Here is a 17,404-nt window from a genome sequence, read left to right as displayed (position 1 = left end):
CTGCCGAGTTTTTATACTGTAAGGAAGACTGAATATATATGCACAACTAATCAGGAATGTGTAGCGTGAAGAAAGGGAGGAAGCGATCATGTATCTGCCTTCGTTTAACTTACAGGGGAAAACGGCTTTGGTGACCGGGGCTGGAAGAGGCATAGGACAAGCTATCGCTATTGGATTAGCTGAGGCAGGTGCGAATGTGGCACTTGTATCACGGACCCAATCAGGTCTTGAGGAGACTGCGTCGTTGATACGGGAACACACGGTTGCAGAAGCCTACGTCATACCAGCAGATGTTACGGAGCGTGCGAGTGTCGAAGGGGCTATAGAAGAAGTCATTGCCAAGGCAGGCACCCTGGACATTTTGGTGAATAATGCTGGGATGAACATCAGGACTCCGGCTCTTGATGTAACTGATGAGGAATGGGACACGATTGTCCAGACCAATCTCAAGTCGGCTTTCTTGACCTCGCAAATCGTGGGTAAAGTCATGAAGACGCAAGGTGGAGGAAGAATCATCAATATATCCTCCGTGGGTGGACATACTGCGCTGAGAACTGGGGTGGTGTATGGCGCCACCAAGGCAGCCATGATCCATATGACCAAGGTGCTGGCATTGGAGTGGGGGAAATACGGAATTCAGGTTAACTCCGTTGGACCATGGTATATTCGTACACCTTTGACCGAGAAATTGCTCAGTGACAAGGACTATTTAGAGGAAATTGAAGGCCGTACACCGCTGGGGAGAATTGGGCAGTTACAAGAAGTAGTGGGGCCTGTAGTCTTCCTCTCCTCGGATGCATCAAGCTATATGACGGGACAGACTCTGTTGGTGGACGGTGGTTTCAGCATCTATGGTTTTTAATTATATTCGACAGGGATATGCTCACATGAATTAGGGAATATGCTTGCTTGGGAATGTGGGGTACACACGGATAGAGTTTGGTGTAAATAATCTTCATTTTAGGGAAAGGAAGAATGCATCATGAGCCAATATAATCTAGGCGTCCTGCAAGGCGATGGCATTGGACCGGAGATTACGAAGGCAGCCAATCATGGGTCCTCATGATTCGGCTGCTTATCCAGAACAGTATAGAAACAGGCGCAATCCGAGTGGTGAGCTTCGACACTATTTCGATCTGTATTCCAATGTTCGTCCCGCAAAAAACAGGGTCGGCATCAAGGGTGTCGTAGAGGATACGGATCTGGTTATTTTTCGTGAAAATACAGAAGGATTTTACTGCGACCGCAATATGTACAGTGGAACTGGCGAATGGCAGATTACAGAAGATATTGTGGTGTCGACAGGTGTATTTACCCGTACAGCGACTGAGCGAATTGCCCATGAGGCTTTTAGAATGGCGATGCAGCGGCGCAAGAAGGTAACAATCGTTCACAAAGCCAATGTGATTAAGCTGGGGACTGGGCTCTTCAAGAATGTCTTGGAAATAGCCAGCCAGTATCCAGAGGTACAGGTGGATGATTATCACATTGATGCAATGACTGCCCATCTGGTACGCAGAGCAAAGGATTTTGACGTCATTGTAACCGAGAATATGTTCGGTGATATTTTATCGGATCTGACAGGTGAGCTGGTGGGCAGTCTGGGCCTTGCTCCGTCCATTAATACGAATGACAAGATGGCAATGGCGCAGGCAGCCCATGGCTCTGCACCGGATATTGCAGGTCAGAACATAGCCAATCCCGTAGGAATCATTCTCTCTACCGTCATGCTCATGGAATGGCTGAGTGCACGCCATAGCGACGAGCAACTGAAACATGTCAGCGAGCGAATGGAGGAGGCTTTGCTTGAGACAATGAAGAAAGGGATCATGACTCGTGATCTGCAAGGAACAGCCTCTACAACGTAATTTGCTGCAGCCATGATTTCCTATATAGAAGAGTCATAGACTTGAAAGCCATTAACCTTTAGGGATGTTCCGATATTCTGTCGGAGAGCATCCCATTATTTTTTTGAACAGCCTGGAGAAGTAGTAAGGGTCCTTGATTCCTACGGAGCCTGCTACTTCTTTTACATTCCAATCGCTCAAAGCCAGCAGTTGACTGGCCCGTTGCATCTTGAGTCGCAAGTAGAACTCAATGGGCGGGACGCCGGTCTCTTTGTTGAATAAATAAATGAGGTGCTGCTTCGATAACCCCATATGCCTGGATAGCTCAGGCAGGGTGAGCGAGGCATGGACTCGATCTGTCATATAGCGGATGGCCTGGTCCAGATAACGTTCGCTCTTGCGATCCTGAAGCGAGTTCATGATGCTTAGGCCGACATGGCTAATCAGATGGCGAATGCATTGGGATACATGGATCTGATTGGTCATGGCATAGGGTCTGTCATTTAAGAGTGCATAGCATTGCTCACAATCATTGATCCATTGGGTGTGCAGATTCATGGAGAAGCTGAGCGGCTCCGAGTCCAAATTATAGATGTGGAGAAGCTCTGCTACATTTGATCCCTTCAGGTGCATCCAGTAGATCGTCCAGGGCTCTTCATGGGAGGCTCCATAGCGATGTGGAGTTCCAGCAGGAATAACGACTAGCTGTCTTGGCTTAATGTTCACCATCTTGCCTTGATTACTCTCTACCCAGCCCTTGCCCTCTACACAATACATGAGAATATGGGCGTCACAGCCCGAGGGACGTTCACGGTAATGGAACTGCGCCTGCGGAAAATATCCAATGTCACTGACGTAGAAGGTATTCGTTAATGGATTCCCATGTAGTTCACTCATGATGAACTCTGGCTGTACGAACAGCTTTTGCGCATTGAACCCATCTGGCTTTAATGTCTGCTCTGGCATGATGGTCTCCTTTTTGAGAATATAATTTATTTATAGCATATAATGATCCACTTCATGCGAATATTTCATAAGCAATCTAAGAATATAATCCATGAACAGCCGAGTTTCGTCAATTGTATTATAGCGCTTACAGAGATATCGTAGAGATAAGATCAGGAAGGGGAGAGGTTAGCATGAGTATGAGAGAATCTTCGGAGAATGGGTCTGGCACTGTACGCGTATGGGCAGAGCAGGTCGAGATTCCGACGTATGGAGTTGGCATACCAGACAAGAATCCTATGTTTTTGGAAAAGAGAGTGTATCAGGGGAGCTCAGGGCGCGTGTATCCTCTCCCTGTCATAGATAAAATTATGGATGAGAAGGAACTCAAGTCCTATCACATGGTCATGCTTGAGAATGAATATGTTCGAATCGAGATCATGCCCGAAATCGGTGGACGGGTCTACCGTGCATTGGATAAGACGAATAACTATGATTTTGTCTATTATAATCGTGTCATCAAGCCAGCACTGGTAGGGCTTGCAGGACCCTGGATATCTGGGGGCATTGAATTCAATTGGCCTCAGCATCATCGTCCGAACACCTTCGGCCCCGTGGAGCACGCTATCACTCAGAATGAAGACGGCAGTGCTACCGTGTGGGTCAGCGAAATAGACCGGATGTATGGAACCAAGGTCACCACAGGCTTCACATTGTACCCGGGGAAGGCTTATCTCGAAATCAAGGCACAGCTGTACAACCGAACTGAAGAGCCGCAGACTTTCCTCTGGTGGGCCAACCCGGCGGTTGCCGTCAATGACCATACTCAGTCCGTATTTCCGCCTGATGTCACTGCGGTGTTCGATCATGGCAAGCGAGATGTATCCCGCTTCCCCATCGCTACAGGAACTTATTACAAAATGGATTATTCCGAGGGTGTGGATATTTCCCGTTATAAAAATATACCTGTGCCAACGTCCTATATGGCGTACAAATCGGATTATAATTTCGTAGGTGGTTACGATCACGGCGTTCAGGCAGGTCTGCTGCATGTAGCCAATCATCATATAGCTCCAGGAAAGAAGCAGTGGACGTGGGGGCACGGCGAATTTGGCCAAGCGTGGGATCGCAATCTGACGGATGAGGATGGACCTTATATTGAGCTCATGACAGGCGTGTTTACGGACAACCAGCCGGATTTCACTTGGCTACAGCCTTATGAGGAGAAGACGTTCACACAATACTTCATGCCTTACAAGAATATCGGGGTCGTGAAAAATGCATCCATTGATGCCGCCGTGAATCTGGAGGTTGACGAGACAGTTCGCACAGCGACCGTCATGGCTTATGCCACTTCAGTATTCGAGGATGCTGTCGTTGTACTCAAAGGTCAGCAAAGAACGTATGTCCAAGATACCGTAACGATATCTCCTGAATTAACCTATAAGGTCACAGCTAACCTGGAGCCAGAGGACCAAGCTCATCACTTGCTCATCACGGTGTATGATACACAAGGGAACGTACTCATCTCTTATCGTCCAGCGCAGCCCGACATTGAACAGGTTCCAGATGCGGCCCAGCCGCTTCCTTTACCAGAGGAATTAACAAGTACGGAGCAGCTATATCTGGCAGGATTACATCTTGAGCAGTATCGACATGCCACATTCGAGCCTGAGCACTATTATGAAGAGGGCTTACGAAGAGATGCCTCAGACATCCGTCTCAATGTAGCTTACGGGACCTTATTGCTCCGTCGTGGCTTGTTCAAGCTGGCGGAGAAGCATTTCCGCACAGCAATCAGCTCCCTGACGTGGAGGAATCCGAATCCATATGATAGCGAAGCCTACTACCAGCTTGGGGTGGCGCTACGTATGCAGGATCGGGATGAGGAAGCCTATGCTGCGTTGTACAAGGCGGTCTGGTCTGCCGCATGTCAGGACAGTGGCTATTATGCGTTAAGTCAGATAGCGTGCAAGCGCGGAGCCTATTCGGAAGCGTTAGAGCTTGTGGAACGGGCACTGGTACGCAACACGAGGAACTATAAGTCACGACTGGTAAAGACGGCATTGCTGCGCAAGCTTGGACGCTACGCGGAAGCTATTGCGTGGGCGGAAGAGACGCTGCAGCTGGATGTTGCGGATTTCGGATCAGCCCATGAGCAAGCTATGGCTCTAGCAGCACTGGGAAGACAGGAGGAGGCAGACGAGGCTCGTGCGCGACTTGGGCAATTCATGCGTAATGATGTACACAACTATCTCAATCTGGCCTCAGACTATATGGACAGCGGTATGCTTGGCGAAGCTATAGATCTGTTGGAGCAGATTCGGGCAACACACGAGGGGCAAGTATATCCTATCGTGCATTATGCATTGGCTTATGCCTATGAGAAGCTGGGACGGAGGGAGGAAGCAGCAGCGCAGCTTCAGCTGGGACAGCAGGCACCTGCTGATTATTGCTTCCCAAACAGCCTGTTTGAGATGCGGTTACTGGAGTACATCATTACAGTAAATCCAGCAGACAGCAAAGCGCATTATTATCTCGGTAACCTCTATTATGACAAAAAAAGAGCGGAGAATGCGATCCATCACTGGGAGCAATCGGTTGCGCTGGATGATCGCTTCCCGACAGCCCACCGTAATCTCGCCTTGGCGTATTATAACAAAAAGCACGATGCAGCCGAAGCGCAGCGTTCACTCGAACAGGCCTTTGAATGCAATAAGATGGATGCCCGTGTCCTGTATGAGCTGGATCAGCTGCATAAGAAGTTGGGCATGCCCGCTCAGGAGCGCATTACGAATCTAGCTCAGTATATGCCGCTCGTCGAGCAGCGGGATGATCTCTATCTGGAATATGTGACCTTGCTCAATACTCTGGACCAGCATGAGGAGGCATTGTCTGCCCTGCTGAAGCGGCAGTTCCATCCATGGGAAGGCGGAGAGGGTAAAGCTACGGGGCAGTATGTACTGGCACTGGTGGAGCTAGGCAAGCAAGCCAACCAGCAGGGCGCGCATCAGGAAGCCATTTCGCTCTTACAGCGTGCCCTCCATTATCCTGAGAATTTGGGCGAGGGCAAGCTGGATGGGGCGCAGGAGAATAATGTGTATTACGAGCTGGGTATGGCATGGAAGGGCTTAGGCCGAGCCGATGAGGCGGCCTCCCACTGGACGATTGCCTCCCAAGGACTGGAGGAGCCAGCTAGCGCCATGTACTATAATGACCAGCCGCCAGAGATGATCTTCTACCAGGGCCTGGCCTGGCTGCAATTGGACAATGTCAAGGAAGCCAAGCGCCGGTTTAACAAGCTAATAGACTTTGCAGAGAGACATCTTTTTGACGATGTGAAGCTCGATTACTTCGCCGTATCGCTTCCTGATTTCCTTGTATTCGAGGATGATCTGAACCTGCGCAATCGGATTCACTGCCTATTCATGCTCGGCTTGGGATTGTTGGGGCTGGGTAGAACAAATGAGGCGAAGGAGCGCTTTGCAGAAGCCTTACAGCTGAACCCTAATCACCAGGGCGCCCGGATTCATCAGGCCTTCTGTACAGAGCGACCGATTATATCAGTGAATTCGAATGATTGACTAGACACTTCATAGAACAACGGAATAGAACAGTAGAAAAATATAAGGCAGGGACTCCTATTCTATTATTAGGATCCTATGCCTTATATTGTATCGTGGTTTAGCTGACTTTTATGAAGAAAAATCATTGATAAATCAAGCAAGCTCGGAGTCCAATAAGTAGGTAAAGAACATTAAAGGAGTAGACAAACGTTATTAAATATAGTACTTATTAAAAGAGTCATAATTAAAAAGATATAAATTGGTGAGTTGTAGTTGTATAACTGTAATCAAATTAGCTGTCGTGAGTTTCATTTGTAGGAGAGGAGCAAGAATCAAGATGAAGACGGAGAAACAAAAAATGCTAGCAGGCGAGCTGTATGAAGCATGGGATACTGAGCTGACAAGGGATCGGGCCCATGTCAGGAAGCTGACGCGTATGTATAACCAGACCACCGAGGAAGACGAGGAGCTGCGCGTGGAGATGTTGAAGCAAATACTGGGCTCAACAGGGGAACACCTGTCCATGGAGCCCAATATTCGATTTGACTATGGCTACAATATTCATGTTGGAGACCATTTCTATGCCAATTTTGATTGCACCATCCTGGATGTGTGCGAGGTACGCATTGGCAATCACTGTCTATTTGGCCCTGGTGTTCATGTGTACACCGCGACCCACCCGGTGGACCCTTATGAACGAATCAAGGGGCCAGAGTACGGCAAACCCGTCACGATTGGTAATCATGTATGGGTAGGCGGACGTGCTGTTATCAATCCTGGTGTGACTATTGGCAATAACGTCGTAATCGCATCAGGAGCTGTAGTCACCAAGGATGTGCCAGATAACGTCATTGTCGGCGGCAATCCGGCGAAGGTGATTAAGGAGATTGAAGTCGACGAACTTAACTCACATCACTAGTCTCAAGACGACGTAAAGACATCCAGGCAATCCATAGTCCAACCATTCCCAACACTAATGGGATTACGATAATGGAATTAATGGACACAGCCGGACCGTTGAAGCCCGAGCATACGATCAACATTAGCAGGACCGAAGATATTATAGTAGTTGTAACTGAGTACTTTCGCATACCGAAGAACAAAGGAATCAGAGCCATTGATGCAGCTGACAGTGCGCTGATGGTGTACTTTAGTAGCAACCCCGGAACCTGTTCCATGGTCAGTGTATCGGAAATGAAGGGATAGAAGTAGGCGGCGATGACTAGCAGGATAGCAAGGATCACGTCAGAGAGCAGAATCATACTACATGTAAAGAAGAAAATAATGATTAATTTTGCGGCGATTAGCTTATGTCGTGGTATTGGATATGTGAATAGTACGTTCATCGTTTGGTTCTTGTATTCACTGATAATCATCTTGGAGAGCAGAACACCTGCAAAAACAATAAAGGTTGCACGAACACAGGAATCGATCAATATTATGGATTGCGCGTAGGTAGCGTAAGCATAGTCTTTTGCCCCATAGTCAATGAATCCAATCATTACTAGTATAAAAAAGATAGCTATGTTAGCAATTACAGCATAGCTGAAGTAACGCGCGAACTGGTATTTCCGTAATTCAAGGGAGATCAGCTTAAGCAACATCGCCATCCCCTTTCATTAAGTTCATAAAGTGTTCCTCCAAGGAGTGCGCTCGCTTGAAGATTGACTCTACGGATACGCCATTGCGAACGAGCCCTACAGTCAGCTCTGATGGACTCATTCCTGGATCATAGACCCGCATTGTACACTCGTCGATCAGCTTGTAATTACGTAGCCCAAGATGATGCTCCATAATATAAGCAGCCTTACGTACGTCGGTTGGCTGTAGCTCAATGAATTCGTAGTGTTGTCTCCGAATACGCTCCATGGAGACTTCCTCAATCAGCCGACCTTCACGGATGACGCCAACAGTATCGGCAATCTGTTCAATCTCACCCAGGATATGGCTGGAGATGAGAATTGTGATCCGGTATTCGGTGCTCAGACGTTTAAACAAGTCACGCATCTCTTTTATAGCAACAGGATCCAGACCATTGATAGGTTCATCCAGAATAAGTAGCTCGGGGGTCGTAATCAGCGCACGCGCGATCCCTAGCCGCTGCTTCATGCCTAGTGAAAATTCCCGTACAGGCTTCCATCCTGTATCTTTGAGTCCCACTTGCTCCATCATGGAACCAATTACTTTTTTGTTCGTGAACCCCATATATTCGCAGTGCAACTCGAGATTTTCACTAGCTGACAAATGATTGTAGAAGAATGGATACTCGATAATGCTGCTCATGCGTTTAAGCACCTCATACGAACGAGGAGTAAGCTTCTCACCAAAAAGCTCGACTTCACCTGTAGTTGGCTTTACCAGATTCGTGAGCATTCGCATAATCGTTGTTTTTCCAGCTCCATTAGGCCCCAGGAACCCATAGATTTCACCTTGTCTGATGCTCATGCTAACATTGGAGACCACCTCAACGCCCTCGTATGCCTTCGTTAGCTCAAAAGTGCGTGCAATATATGTCATGGTTCATTTTCTCCTTTCTTACAGTCCCTGACGAGGACATATCTGCATTATACTAGGAGAAATCTTCATTTCTCTTACCACGTTATTACAAATTACTTAAGCAGAGAAAGTTGGCCTCCGTTAAGCGGAGGTTAGGGAGATTGTGAACACCGTTCTCTCGTAAGGCACACTACGTAGATCGATGTGCCCTCCCATATGCTCCACAAGCCGCTTGGTGATCGTTAACCCGAGTCCACTCCCCTGATAGAGACGATTGCGTGAATCCTCCAGCGTATACATTCGCTCAAAGACGCGATGGTGTTCCTTTTCAGGAATACCTTTACCTTTGTCCCAGACATGGATCATTACTTTCCTGTCATCCGCTGGCTCTAGAGTTAACCCCAGCATTCTGCCATCCATTCCGTATTTCATTGCATTCGTAATCAGGTTATCCAGCACGCGCTCAAGTGCCTCTGCATTTCCTCTCACGTACAGGTCTTCGTCAGGCATGGACAGCTCGAGATCCATACCCAGGCTTGCAAGCATGTCATAAAAAGACAACAGCTTCAGGCGGCATAGCTCACTGGCGTTTACGCGAGATAGTACCATCTCGGCATCGCCTGCCTCCAGCTTTGTTAGATCGAAGAAGGAATGAACAAGACGAAGCACCTCTTGTGCCTTGTCGTGGATTTTAGCCGTCATTTCCTCGCGCTCCTTCATTTCAAGTCGACGACTATGAAGAAGCGTCTCGCTATAGCCAAGTACCACCGTTAACGGAGTCTTCAGATCATGCGAAATGTTGGATAGCATGCGACGAATCTCGATCTCCTGATTAGCGAAGCGTGCTCCGGCACGGTGTGCATGGTCAAGAAGTCGGTTCATATCGATCAAGAGCTGTCCGATCTGTGCATCGCTGTTGAACACAAGCAAGCGCTCGTAAGTGTCCTTATCCATTATCGAGTTCAACTTCTCATGAATATACGCTAATTGACGGTTCCGTGCATGCTGGCGAAATACCATGACAATTACGATAATGAACAGCACTACTGTAGAAGAGATAAAGAACCACATCATGCTTGACCAGCTTCGAGCTTGTAACCAATGCCCCATAAAGTTTTTATGTATTTAGGGTTGGAGGGATCTACTTCAAGTTTCTCACGCAAGCGACGCATATGTACATTTATGATGTTGTCATCACCATAATAAGCGTCATTCCAGACGGATGAATAGATTTGGTTCTTCGTATACACTCGGCCTGGATGCGCGGCTAGGAGCCGTAGAATGCCGAATTCCTTGGAGGTGAGCTTAACAGGCTGTCCATCTCGCTCCACATCATATGTCTCAAGGTTCATGATGATCTCACCGACACGAATGATGTTGTCCTGCTCTGCCGAGTCTGTAACTAGTGGAGCTTGTTCTGTAGGTATCGCATAATTGGAGCGGCGAATGGCGGCCTTCACGCGTGCTGTCAGCTCAATTAGCGAGAAGGGCTTGCTTACATAATCATCTGCACCTAATCCGAGGCCAAGCGCTTTGTCTACTTCACCGTCCTTGGCAGACAGGATTAGAACAGGTACCAGACTGCTCCCTCGGATTATTTGTAATACCTCCATACCGCTCTTGCGCGGGAGCATAAGGTCGAGGATAACCAGATCGAATCCAGGAGGTTCTTCGGAGAACATTTGCACTGCTTCTACACCATCGTAGGCATATGAGATTTGGTATCCTTCTTTCTCAAGATAGGGTCCCACCATTTCACTGATTGAGCGATCATCTTCAACTAACAGCACACGATTTCCTGACACAAAATCCCTCCATTAAAACTATTTGTATCTATTACCTCACAGATTGTCATGGTTGACAACAGGATAATGTGTCAAGAAAAAGTGAACATTTAAGGACATAATAATTTATACGCCGGAATAAGCCATGAAGCCACCATCTACCGGAATGACGGTGCCAGTCACGAAGCCGGACGCCGTCTCATCCACCAGCCAGAGAAGGGTGCCAAGCAGATCCTCAGGCACGCCGAAGCGGCGCATCGGGGTATGGGCAATAATCTTGGCTGAGCGCTCGGTAAGCGAGCCGTCCTCGTTGGTCAGCAACTGGCGATTCTGCTCCGTCAGGAAGAAGCCCGGTGCAATGGCGTTCACTCGTATGCCGGATTCGGCCAGATGGACAGCGAGCCATTGGGTAAAGTTGTTAATGGCTGCCTTGGCAGCACTGTAGGCGGGCACCTTGGTCATCGGGCTCGGTGCACTCATGGAGGAAATATTGAGGACTACGGCGCCAGAACGGCCGATCATCCCTTTGGCAAAGATCTGAGTCGGAATCAAGGTCCCGATGAAATTCAAATCAAATACCTGGCGGAAGCCTGGTACACTGAGATCGAAGAAGGTCGTCAGGTCTGTCTGGTCGAGATCTTCAAGCTGAAAGGTCTCCTTGCTCGTATTGGCGCTTGGATGATTGCCTCCAGCTCCGTTGATCAGAATATCGCAGGGACCGAGCAAGCGACGAACAGACTCTTCTGCTTCCTTCATACTCTCGGGATCCGTCACATCGCAGGCTACTGCAATAGCCTCACCACCGTTCCCACGGATTTCCCTGGCGGTGACTTCTCCTTTGTCGGCCGTGCGATTGAGGATGGCTATCTTGACACCTTGCCTTGCAAGCTCGCTAGCCATGGCACTGCACAGCACACCGGAGCCGCCTGTGACGACAGCTACCTTGCCAGATAGAGCTGAATGTATTGGGAGATTAGTCATGGTATATCCCTCCTGGGTTGAGTAGAAGCTAGATTCGAATAGGTAGACGAAATGATAGCGCATTCAATGTTCACGTTACCATACTACCACATAAGTGTGATGAAGGTCATATATTTTGCCGGTGTGGATGGACAATTTTACGTGGAATGAAATGCATCCAGCAATGGTGGATGGAACTGTGATGACAGATCGGAAGTCATAGGAGAATTAACAGAAGCATAGGAAGGACAGGACGGACAGGACAACAAGGCGAGGAGAACACAAGCCAGGAAGGATACGGAAGATACGTAAGAGACAAGATGAGGGGATAACGGGAATTGTACAGAAAGACAGAAAGGAAAAAAGCAACGGAGCTTAAGCCCGCTGCTTCCTTTACTGCGATTATGCCCATAGACCGCAATATTTCCGTGGACTGAAATAATTTACATGTATTGAGATTATATTGCCTGCTACTCAGGTTGTTACTCAGGCTGTTACGATCTCACAGATCCAGACAGCTCGCTCAGGCTCATTAACGCGCAGTCCATCCGCCATCCGCTACAATGACTTGACCATTGATGAAGCTCGAATCGTCAGAAGCGAGGAAGAGAGCGACACGAGCGATTTCCATGGGATCGGCCGTTCTTGCACGTCCTGTGTCCCCAATGGCAGCAGCACCCAGCGGGTGCGGAGCGGTAATCGTGGATTGAATGTTCGTATGAACGCCACCCGGTGCGATGGCATTGGCGCGAATGTTGCCGCCTTCACGACCATAGGTAGTCGCTATATTTTTGGTAAGACCAACAAGCCCATGCTTGGAAGCCACATAAGCAGCCCCTCCCCGTGCACCGAATAGACCTCCTACTGAAGCATTGTTGATAATGACCCCGCCATGCTCCTGATCCTTCATAATATTGATGGCTGCACGACACGCCTGGAATGGACCCGTGAGGTTGATCTGAAGAAGGCGATCCCACAGCTCGTCCGACATGTCGCCAACAGGAGTGAAATTATCTAGGACACCTGCATTATTCACAAGGATATCTACAGAGCCGTAAGTCGATACGGCGGTCTGAATCATTTGTTCTACATCATCCTTCTGAGCTACATTGACCACGATGCCAATAGCTTCACCGCGTTGTGCCTTGATCTCGTCTACAACGGCATCTACATGAGGCTGATTGATGTCGGCCAGAATGACTTTAGCTCCCTCTTGTGCATACAGCATTGCAATGGCTTTGCCCATACCAGAGCCTGCACCTGTGACAATGGCAACTTTACCTTGAAGTTTCATATGAGAGACGCTCCTTTTTGTGAGGTGTGTGGTGTCGTACTGTGCATTGATTTAATTTTTAGACACTTTCATCGTATAGGAAGGGTGGCATCGTCTTCAATTTACAAAAGATGTGCATTTGTTCAAAGTCGGACATTTGTTTATAATCTGTTCAGATTCGTCAGAAGATTATACATATGGAGAGGATTTGTCTATGAAGGAGAACAACGGGGTCATCCGCACGAAAAGAGCACTCAAGCATGCATTGGTGTCTTTACTGAGCGAAAAGGAATTAAGAGAGATCACCATCAAGGAGATTGTAACGCGAGCTAGTTACGCGCGAGGTACCTTCTATGCCCACTATCAGTATAAGGAGGAGCTGCTGGACGAGCTGATTCAGGAGACGATTGACGGGTTCACCCAAGCCTTTGTAGAGCCATATGAGAGAAGCAGGGAGGAGTTTGATGTCAAGCAACTGACACACTCGACGGTCATTATTTTTGAATACATACATGAGAATAAAGCGGTCTTCAGCGTATTGTTCAAAGGAAGGAACACGGGCTTTCAGGAGAGGCTGGGAGAAGCGATTCGCGAGATTTTCGACAGAGAGCTTCATTTTCTATTTCCGCATATCCCTTCACATATTAATCGGGACCTCTTTATTAATAACAATGTATTTTCCGTGCTGGGCCTGATCTCGTACTGGGTGCGCTCTAATTTCATGTATTCGGCACAGTATATGACGGAGCAGATGATTGAGATGGCCAAGGTGATACGTCCGCGTTAATCCCTCCAGAATTTCACGAATCACCAATTGAGGCTTGCTTCCGGTAGGAACCTGGGGATTGGCCGAGGACGGACTGGAAGTCCTTAATCAGATGAGCCTGATCAAAATAACCAAGCTGTGCTGCGATGTCGGCCCACGCGATCTGCTCGTCACGCTCCAGACGCTCTGCTGCCTCCTGCAGCCTGAAACGCTTGATGACCCACTTGGGTGAGACACCGACATATTTGCGAAAAAGACGCTGGAGCTGGCGCAGGGAAAGCTGAAACCGTATGCTAAGCTGCTCTACCTTCACCAAGCTTCTGTTATCCATGATCTCTTGCACGATGCGAGTGGCTAGCTGTGCCTGAGGGTCTCGCTCGGGCAAATGTTCCAGCAAATAGGCTTCAGCGATCTCGGCCATCTTCTCCTCGACGTCAGCATCCAGCACAGTATCAGTCCATGCAGCTGCTCCTTGGCCAAATATATCTGTAACAGGCACGGTCGTTCCTGTCAGCAGAGAGATATCGTGTTGCCAGAAGGGATGGAATCCTCCCGCACGAAATTTGACACCAAGCACAAGACCCGACCCGCATAGCTTACGAATAAATGGACGGCCGGGAATACCATATAACAGTCCACGGCGACCTTCTTCATCCTGCTCGAACGCCAGATTGACATTCGGATAGGATAGCACTGTCTGCGTGTGAATGATCCCGGCGGGCAGATTGTAACGAATAATCCAGTAATGCTCTACAAATGGCTGGAGCGCAAGATTGGGCTCAAATCGGGATAAACTGAACTTGTCCCGTCCGGCCTCGGCATGCACGATGCCGCGTGTTGACGTGCTGTCTTTTTCCTTCAAGGTGATTTCGCCTCCCGATGATGTGATAGGCTCGTCGCTTTTTTACAATACGTGAAGGTCTCGGTCTATCTATAATGGAGCCTAGCAGATGGCTGAGAGCAGTGCAATATGGAAGTGTCAGGGAAAGAGGAGGATACGTATATGTCGAATCAGAACCAACCAGAGCAGCATCAAGCACAACAGCACAATCAACAGCATCAAGGAGGGCAAGCTGGGGTGAAGGGGCAGTATACCACCAACGGTAAGCCTAACGGCTATACAACTCTTACACCTTTTATTGTAGTAGACAGACCCGCTGAGGCGATTGCCTTCTATGAAGCCGTCTTTGAAGCTACAGCCAAGAGCGTAACGGAATTTGGTGAGGAAGGGAATAAAATAATTGTGCATGCAGAGCTGGATTTCGGTAATGGCTTCCTGCAGCTCGGGGCAGCTTCACCTGCCTATGGATTAGTGGAGGCACCAGGGGGTGGACAAGCTTGCTATTCAATGGGAATCTACGTCCCCGACGTTGATCATACATCTGAGTTGGCAGTAGCCCATGGGGCAACCGTACGAGAGCCCGTGGCTGGCTTTGTGTCAGGTGATCGCTTTTGCAGCATTTTGGACCCGTATGGTGTCCGGTGGTCGATCATGACTCGTATCGAGGATCTGTCAGAGGAAGAAAGCTATCGCCGGGTAGCCGAGTGGAGCGAGCAGCAGCTATAACGTATAAAAAAGGGTAGAGGGCGGGTGCCTTCTGCCTTTTTGCATTTGGATGAGAGCTCATATAAAATCCCAAGACTTGTCAGTCTCGTTTCTTCTGCTATATGCTACAAGGGAAATGAATACATCTTATGGCGGGAGACTGACTAATTATGAGTAGCATTAGCTTCGATACATTCAAGCCAGTATTAATAGATTATTGTCGCGTCAATCTGGAGCAATTCGCTGCAACAGCGGATAACAAGGAAGTATATGCGGTTGCATTGGATGTAAGTGCAGCCTACGGCTGGGTGAATCTGATGTGGAACACGTTGGATTCCTTAGACCAGGCAGTACAGAAACACTACAGCTCCTATTCACTAGATCGAATTCATGGCTTCAAGGGTGTGAAGTATAGTGTAGGTGGTTTCAGCTACGATGCTTCCAATGCACCTGAGGAAATTGACGATTTTGTTGTCTGGTATGCCGATAAGTTGTCAAATCTGTATGATGATGAGGATGAAACGGATGATGCTGCGTTTGCTGCGTGTGAAGAAATGACAGGTACCTTCATTAATATGCTTGTGGAGGTCATTCAGGAGCTGCGACCGACGTTCGAATTACTGAACAAGACAGATAACTTTATCGCCTATATAGTGGAGCATGACGAGCATCACATGGCCTATATGCGTCGAACTGTGTCAGAGGAAGATTACTATAAGACATTTCCGGAAATCCGGGAATTTGAATTGTATAAGGTGAACATCAGTGAATGGCCTGAAGCAAAACAAGTGGAGCATTGGTGCAGTCTGTTGAAGGATATCCTGCTGAAGCAATCAAGCGAGGAAGCGACGATATTTCAAGCCATGTACCGGGATGAGTTCGATGTTGAGCGCGAACTGATTCAGCTTGGCGCTCCAGCAGCTGGTGAGATCGTTAATCTCTACCAGAAACTTTGCGGTTACACGCCGACAGAAGACGGCTCGATCTTGCAGGGGGATAGCTGGACATGTCTTAGTATCCTCATTGATATTGGCGAAGCGGATGAGATGGTCTTAACTCAATTGCACAAGGTGCTGAGCCATAAATATGAGGTGGACAAGGCATACCAGGAATGCATTAATATCGCCAGAACACTTCATGCGCTGGATGCCACTCGTTTTCCTGAGGAGGAGCATGATGAGAATAGGACGAGATTAACGAATTTCGATGCCTACAAGCTCTAATGGAATGTGCTATTACACGGTCGAGTGCTAATCTAGTTATGATGTTATGAACAGTGAATTAGGTGGAGAGCCACAGCCAAGAAAGGACTGGGATGGTATGTTAGTGCAAAGTGTATCCGTACAGGGAAGCAGCACATGGAATGAGGATGCCCTCATTCAGAATGAAGCACTTCATATCTATGGTGTAGCAGATGGAGCAACGTCTTTGGTTCCTTATCACGGGCCGCAGGGTGAGACTGGAGGGCGAATGGCTTCACAGCTGCTGACGCGGTATTTTGGTCAACTGACTGCTGGGGATGAACGCAATCTGCTACAAATGACCTGTGAAGCGAATCGGCTGCTCGGAGCGGAGATGCTGGCTGCTGGTGTTCCACTGGAGGCCAAGGAGCAGCTATGGACCACGGGTGTAGCGGTTGTACGGGTAACAGAGCATACGGTGGAGTACGTCCAGTCTGGTGATTGCATGATCATCGCACTCTATGAGGATGATCGTGTACGAGTCTTGACCCGGGATCATGTGGCCCATATGGATGAAGGAGCCAAGCAGATCTGGAGGGAGGCTATTCGTGAGGGGGTTCGCACACGGGAGGAGCTGTGGGATCGGGTCAGACATCGCATGACAGGCAACAGAGCGAGCATGAATACCCCTTATGGATATGCGGTACTTAATGGGCGGCCCGAGGCTGAGCACTTCATGGAATACGGTATCATCAACCGTATCCGCCTCAAAGGCTTGCTGCTGCACACCGATGGGCTGTATGTGCCATCCAGCTTCAATCCAGGAGATGATTCACAGACCACTGCCGAGGCTGGAGCTGAGAAGCCGGATGTAGGAGAAGAAACCCTGCTGAGGCAGATGATCGAGAAGGGGTTGGAGGCATATACACACTGGCTGGTAGCTGAGGAACAGCGTGATCCGGAATGTGTAAGCTATCCGCGCTTCAAGATGAGTGATGACAAGACTGCGATGTGGCTTGATTTTACCTAGACTGGAACGA

15 protein-coding genes and 1 pseudogene are annotated in these 17,404 nt (G+C 48.5%); 8 read left to right on the top strand and 8 right to left on the bottom strand.

From position 1 onward, the window contains the following. Positions 1–88 precede the first annotated feature (88 nt). The gene (locus D328_RS0114855; protein WP_018885811.1) at positions 89–862 is read left to right on the top strand and encodes an SDR family NAD(P)-dependent oxidoreductase; all 774 of its coding nucleotides are present in this window, start codon (positions 89–91) and stop codon (positions 860–862) included. 120 nt (positions 863–982) lie between these two features. Continuing rightward, positions 983–1,868, top strand: a pseudogene (locus D328_RS30055) (isocitrate/isopropylmalate dehydrogenase family protein). A 51-nt stretch (positions 1,869–1,919) separates the two neighbouring features. On the opposite strand, the gene D328_RS0114845 reads toward D328_RS30055, so the two are convergent. After that, a complete protein-coding gene (locus D328_RS0114845) occupies positions 1,920–2,813 on the bottom strand; it encodes an AraC family transcriptional regulator (protein ID WP_018885809.1) in 894 nt (297 codons plus the stop codon). 173 nt (positions 2,814–2,986) lie between these two features. On the opposite strand from D328_RS0114845, the gene D328_RS0114840 reads away from it, so the two are divergent. Further along, positions 2,987–6,376: a tetratricopeptide repeat protein gene (locus D328_RS0114840; RefSeq protein ID WP_018885808.1), complete on the top strand. Its 3,390-nt coding sequence runs from the start codon at positions 2,987–2,989 to the stop codon at positions 6,374–6,376. Positions 6,377–6,695: 319 nt separating this feature from the next. Further along, positions 6,696–7,277 (top strand): sugar O-acetyltransferase, encoded by a 582-nt coding sequence (locus tag D328_RS0114835; RefSeq protein ID WP_018885807.1) that lies wholly within the window; start codon positions 6,696–6,698, stop codon positions 7,275–7,277. On the opposite strand, the gene D328_RS0114830 is transcribed toward D328_RS0114835, so the two are convergent. From D328_RS0114830 to D328_RS0114805, 6 genes are all read right to left on the bottom strand, one after another. Next, positions 7,261–7,962: an ABC transporter permease gene (locus D328_RS0114830; protein ID WP_018885806.1), complete on the bottom strand. Its 702-nt coding sequence runs from the start codon at positions 7,960–7,962 to the stop codon at positions 7,261–7,263. The two genes, D328_RS0114835 and D328_RS0114830, sit on opposite strands and share 17 nt — an antisense overlap. Then, a complete protein-coding gene (locus tag D328_RS0114825; protein ID WP_018885805.1) occupies positions 7,952–8,875 on the bottom strand; it encodes an ABC transporter ATP-binding protein in 924 nt (307 codons plus the stop codon). Before D328_RS0114825 ends, D328_RS0114830 begins: the two co-directional genes overlap by 11 nt. Positions 8,876–8,995: 120 nt before the next feature. After that, a complete protein-coding gene (locus D328_RS0114820) occupies positions 8,996–9,928 on the bottom strand; it encodes a sensor histidine kinase (RefSeq protein ID WP_018885804.1) in 933 nt (310 codons plus the stop codon). Then, positions 9,925–10,659 carry a response regulator transcription factor gene (locus D328_RS0114815; protein WP_018885803.1) on the bottom strand — a complete coding sequence of 245 codons (735 nt, stop codon included), beginning with the start codon at positions 10,657–10,659 and terminating at the stop codon, positions 9,925–9,927. Before D328_RS0114815 ends, D328_RS0114820 begins: the two co-directional genes overlap by 4 nt. Before the next feature lie 105 nt (positions 10,660–10,764). Beyond that, positions 10,765–11,619 carry an SDR family oxidoreductase gene (locus D328_RS0114810; RefSeq protein WP_018885802.1) on the bottom strand — a complete coding sequence of 285 codons (855 nt, stop codon included), beginning with the start codon at positions 11,617–11,619 and terminating at the stop codon, positions 10,765–10,767. A 511-nt stretch (positions 11,620–12,130) separates the two neighbouring features. Then, complete coding sequence (locus D328_RS0114805) at positions 12,131–12,892, bottom strand: glucose 1-dehydrogenase (protein ID WP_018885801.1); 762 nt, start codon at positions 12,890–12,892, stop codon at positions 12,131–12,133. Between the two features lie 193 nt (positions 12,893–13,085). Here D328_RS0114805 and D328_RS0114800 point away from each other — a divergent pair, with 193 nt between their 5' ends. Beyond that, entirely contained in the window at positions 13,086–13,658 is a 573-nt protein-coding gene (locus D328_RS0114800) for a TetR/AcrR family transcriptional regulator (protein WP_018885800.1), read from the top strand. Between the two features lie 13 nt (positions 13,659–13,671). Here D328_RS0114800 and D328_RS0114795 read toward each other — a convergent pair whose 3' ends face one another. Then, the gene (locus D328_RS0114795; protein WP_018885799.1) at positions 13,672–14,499 is read right to left on the bottom strand and encodes a helix-turn-helix domain-containing protein; all 828 of its coding nucleotides are present in this window, start codon (positions 14,497–14,499) and stop codon (positions 13,672–13,674) included. Positions 14,500–14,640: 141 nt separating this feature from the next. On the opposite strand from D328_RS0114795, the gene D328_RS0114790 reads away from it, so the two are divergent. The 3 genes from D328_RS0114790 to D328_RS0114780 all read left to right on the top strand — a co-directional run bounded on the left by D328_RS0114790 (position 14,641) and on the right by D328_RS0114780 (position 17,394). Beyond that, entirely contained in the window at positions 14,641–15,204 is a 564-nt protein-coding gene (locus D328_RS0114790; protein ID WP_018885798.1) for a VOC family protein, read from the top strand. 149 nt (positions 15,205–15,353) lie between these two features. Then, entirely contained in the window at positions 15,354–16,406 is a 1,053-nt protein-coding gene (locus D328_RS0114785) for a DUF4303 domain-containing protein (RefSeq protein WP_018885797.1), read from the top strand. A 97-nt stretch (positions 16,407–16,503) separates the two neighbouring features. Then, on the top strand, positions 16,504–17,394 hold the full coding sequence (locus D328_RS0114780) for a protein phosphatase 2C domain-containing protein (RefSeq protein WP_026281194.1): 891 nt from the start codon (positions 16,504–16,506) through the stop codon (positions 17,392–17,394). Positions 17,395–17,404: the final 10 nt, after the last annotated feature.

It is taken from the genome of Paenibacillus massiliensis 2301065 = DSM 16942, assembly GCF_000377505.1.
Taxonomy (GTDB): Bacteria; Bacillota; Bacilli; order Paenibacillales; family Paenibacillaceae; genus Paenibacillus; species Paenibacillus massiliensis.
The sequence above is the reverse complement of the archived record's forward strand: the minus strand, read 5'-3'. Positions and strand labels throughout refer to the sequence as shown.

Coding starts and splice junctions, on each gene's coding strand:
- D328_RS0114820 (WP_018885804.1), bottom strand. CDS start 9,928: ATGATGTGGTTCTTTATCTCTTCTACAGTAGTGCTGTTCATTATCGTA.
- D328_RS0114810 (WP_018885802.1), bottom strand. CDS start 11,619: ATGACTAATCTCCCAATACATTCAGCTCTATCTGGCAAGGTAGCTGTC.
- D328_RS0114800 (WP_018885800.1), top strand. CDS start 13,086: ATGAAGGAGAACAACGGGGTCATCCGCACGAAAAGAGCACTCAAGCAT.
- D328_RS0114780 (WP_026281194.1), top strand. CDS start 16,504: ATGTTAGTGCAAAGTGTATCCGTACAGGGAAGCAGCACATGGAATGAG.
- D328_RS0114825 (WP_018885805.1), bottom strand. CDS start 8,875: ATGACATATATTGCACGCACTTTTGAGCTAACGAAGGCATACGAGGGC.
- D328_RS0114790 (WP_018885798.1), top strand. CDS start 14,641: ATGTCGAATCAGAACCAACCAGAGCAGCATCAAGCACAACAGCACAAT.
- D328_RS0114835 (WP_018885807.1), top strand. CDS start 6,696: ATGAAGACGGAGAAACAAAAAATGCTAGCAGGCGAGCTGTATGAAGCA.
- D328_RS0114830 (WP_018885806.1), bottom strand. CDS start 7,962: ATGTTGCTTAAGCTGATCTCCCTTGAATTACGGAAATACCAGTTCGCG.
- D328_RS0114855 (WP_018885811.1), top strand. CDS start 89: ATGTATCTGCCTTCGTTTAACTTACAGGGGAAAACGGCTTTGGTGACC.
- D328_RS0114785 (WP_018885797.1), top strand. CDS start 15,354: ATGAGTAGCATTAGCTTCGATACATTCAAGCCAGTATTAATAGATTAT.
- D328_RS0114805 (WP_018885801.1), bottom strand. CDS start 12,892: ATGAAACTTCAAGGTAAAGTTGCCATTGTCACAGGTGCAGGCTCTGGT.
- D328_RS0114840 (WP_018885808.1), top strand. CDS start 2,987: ATGAGTATGAGAGAATCTTCGGAGAATGGGTCTGGCACTGTACGCGTA.
- D328_RS0114845 (WP_018885809.1), bottom strand. CDS start 2,813: ATGCCAGAGCAGACATTAAAGCCAGATGGGTTCAATGCGCAAAAGCTG.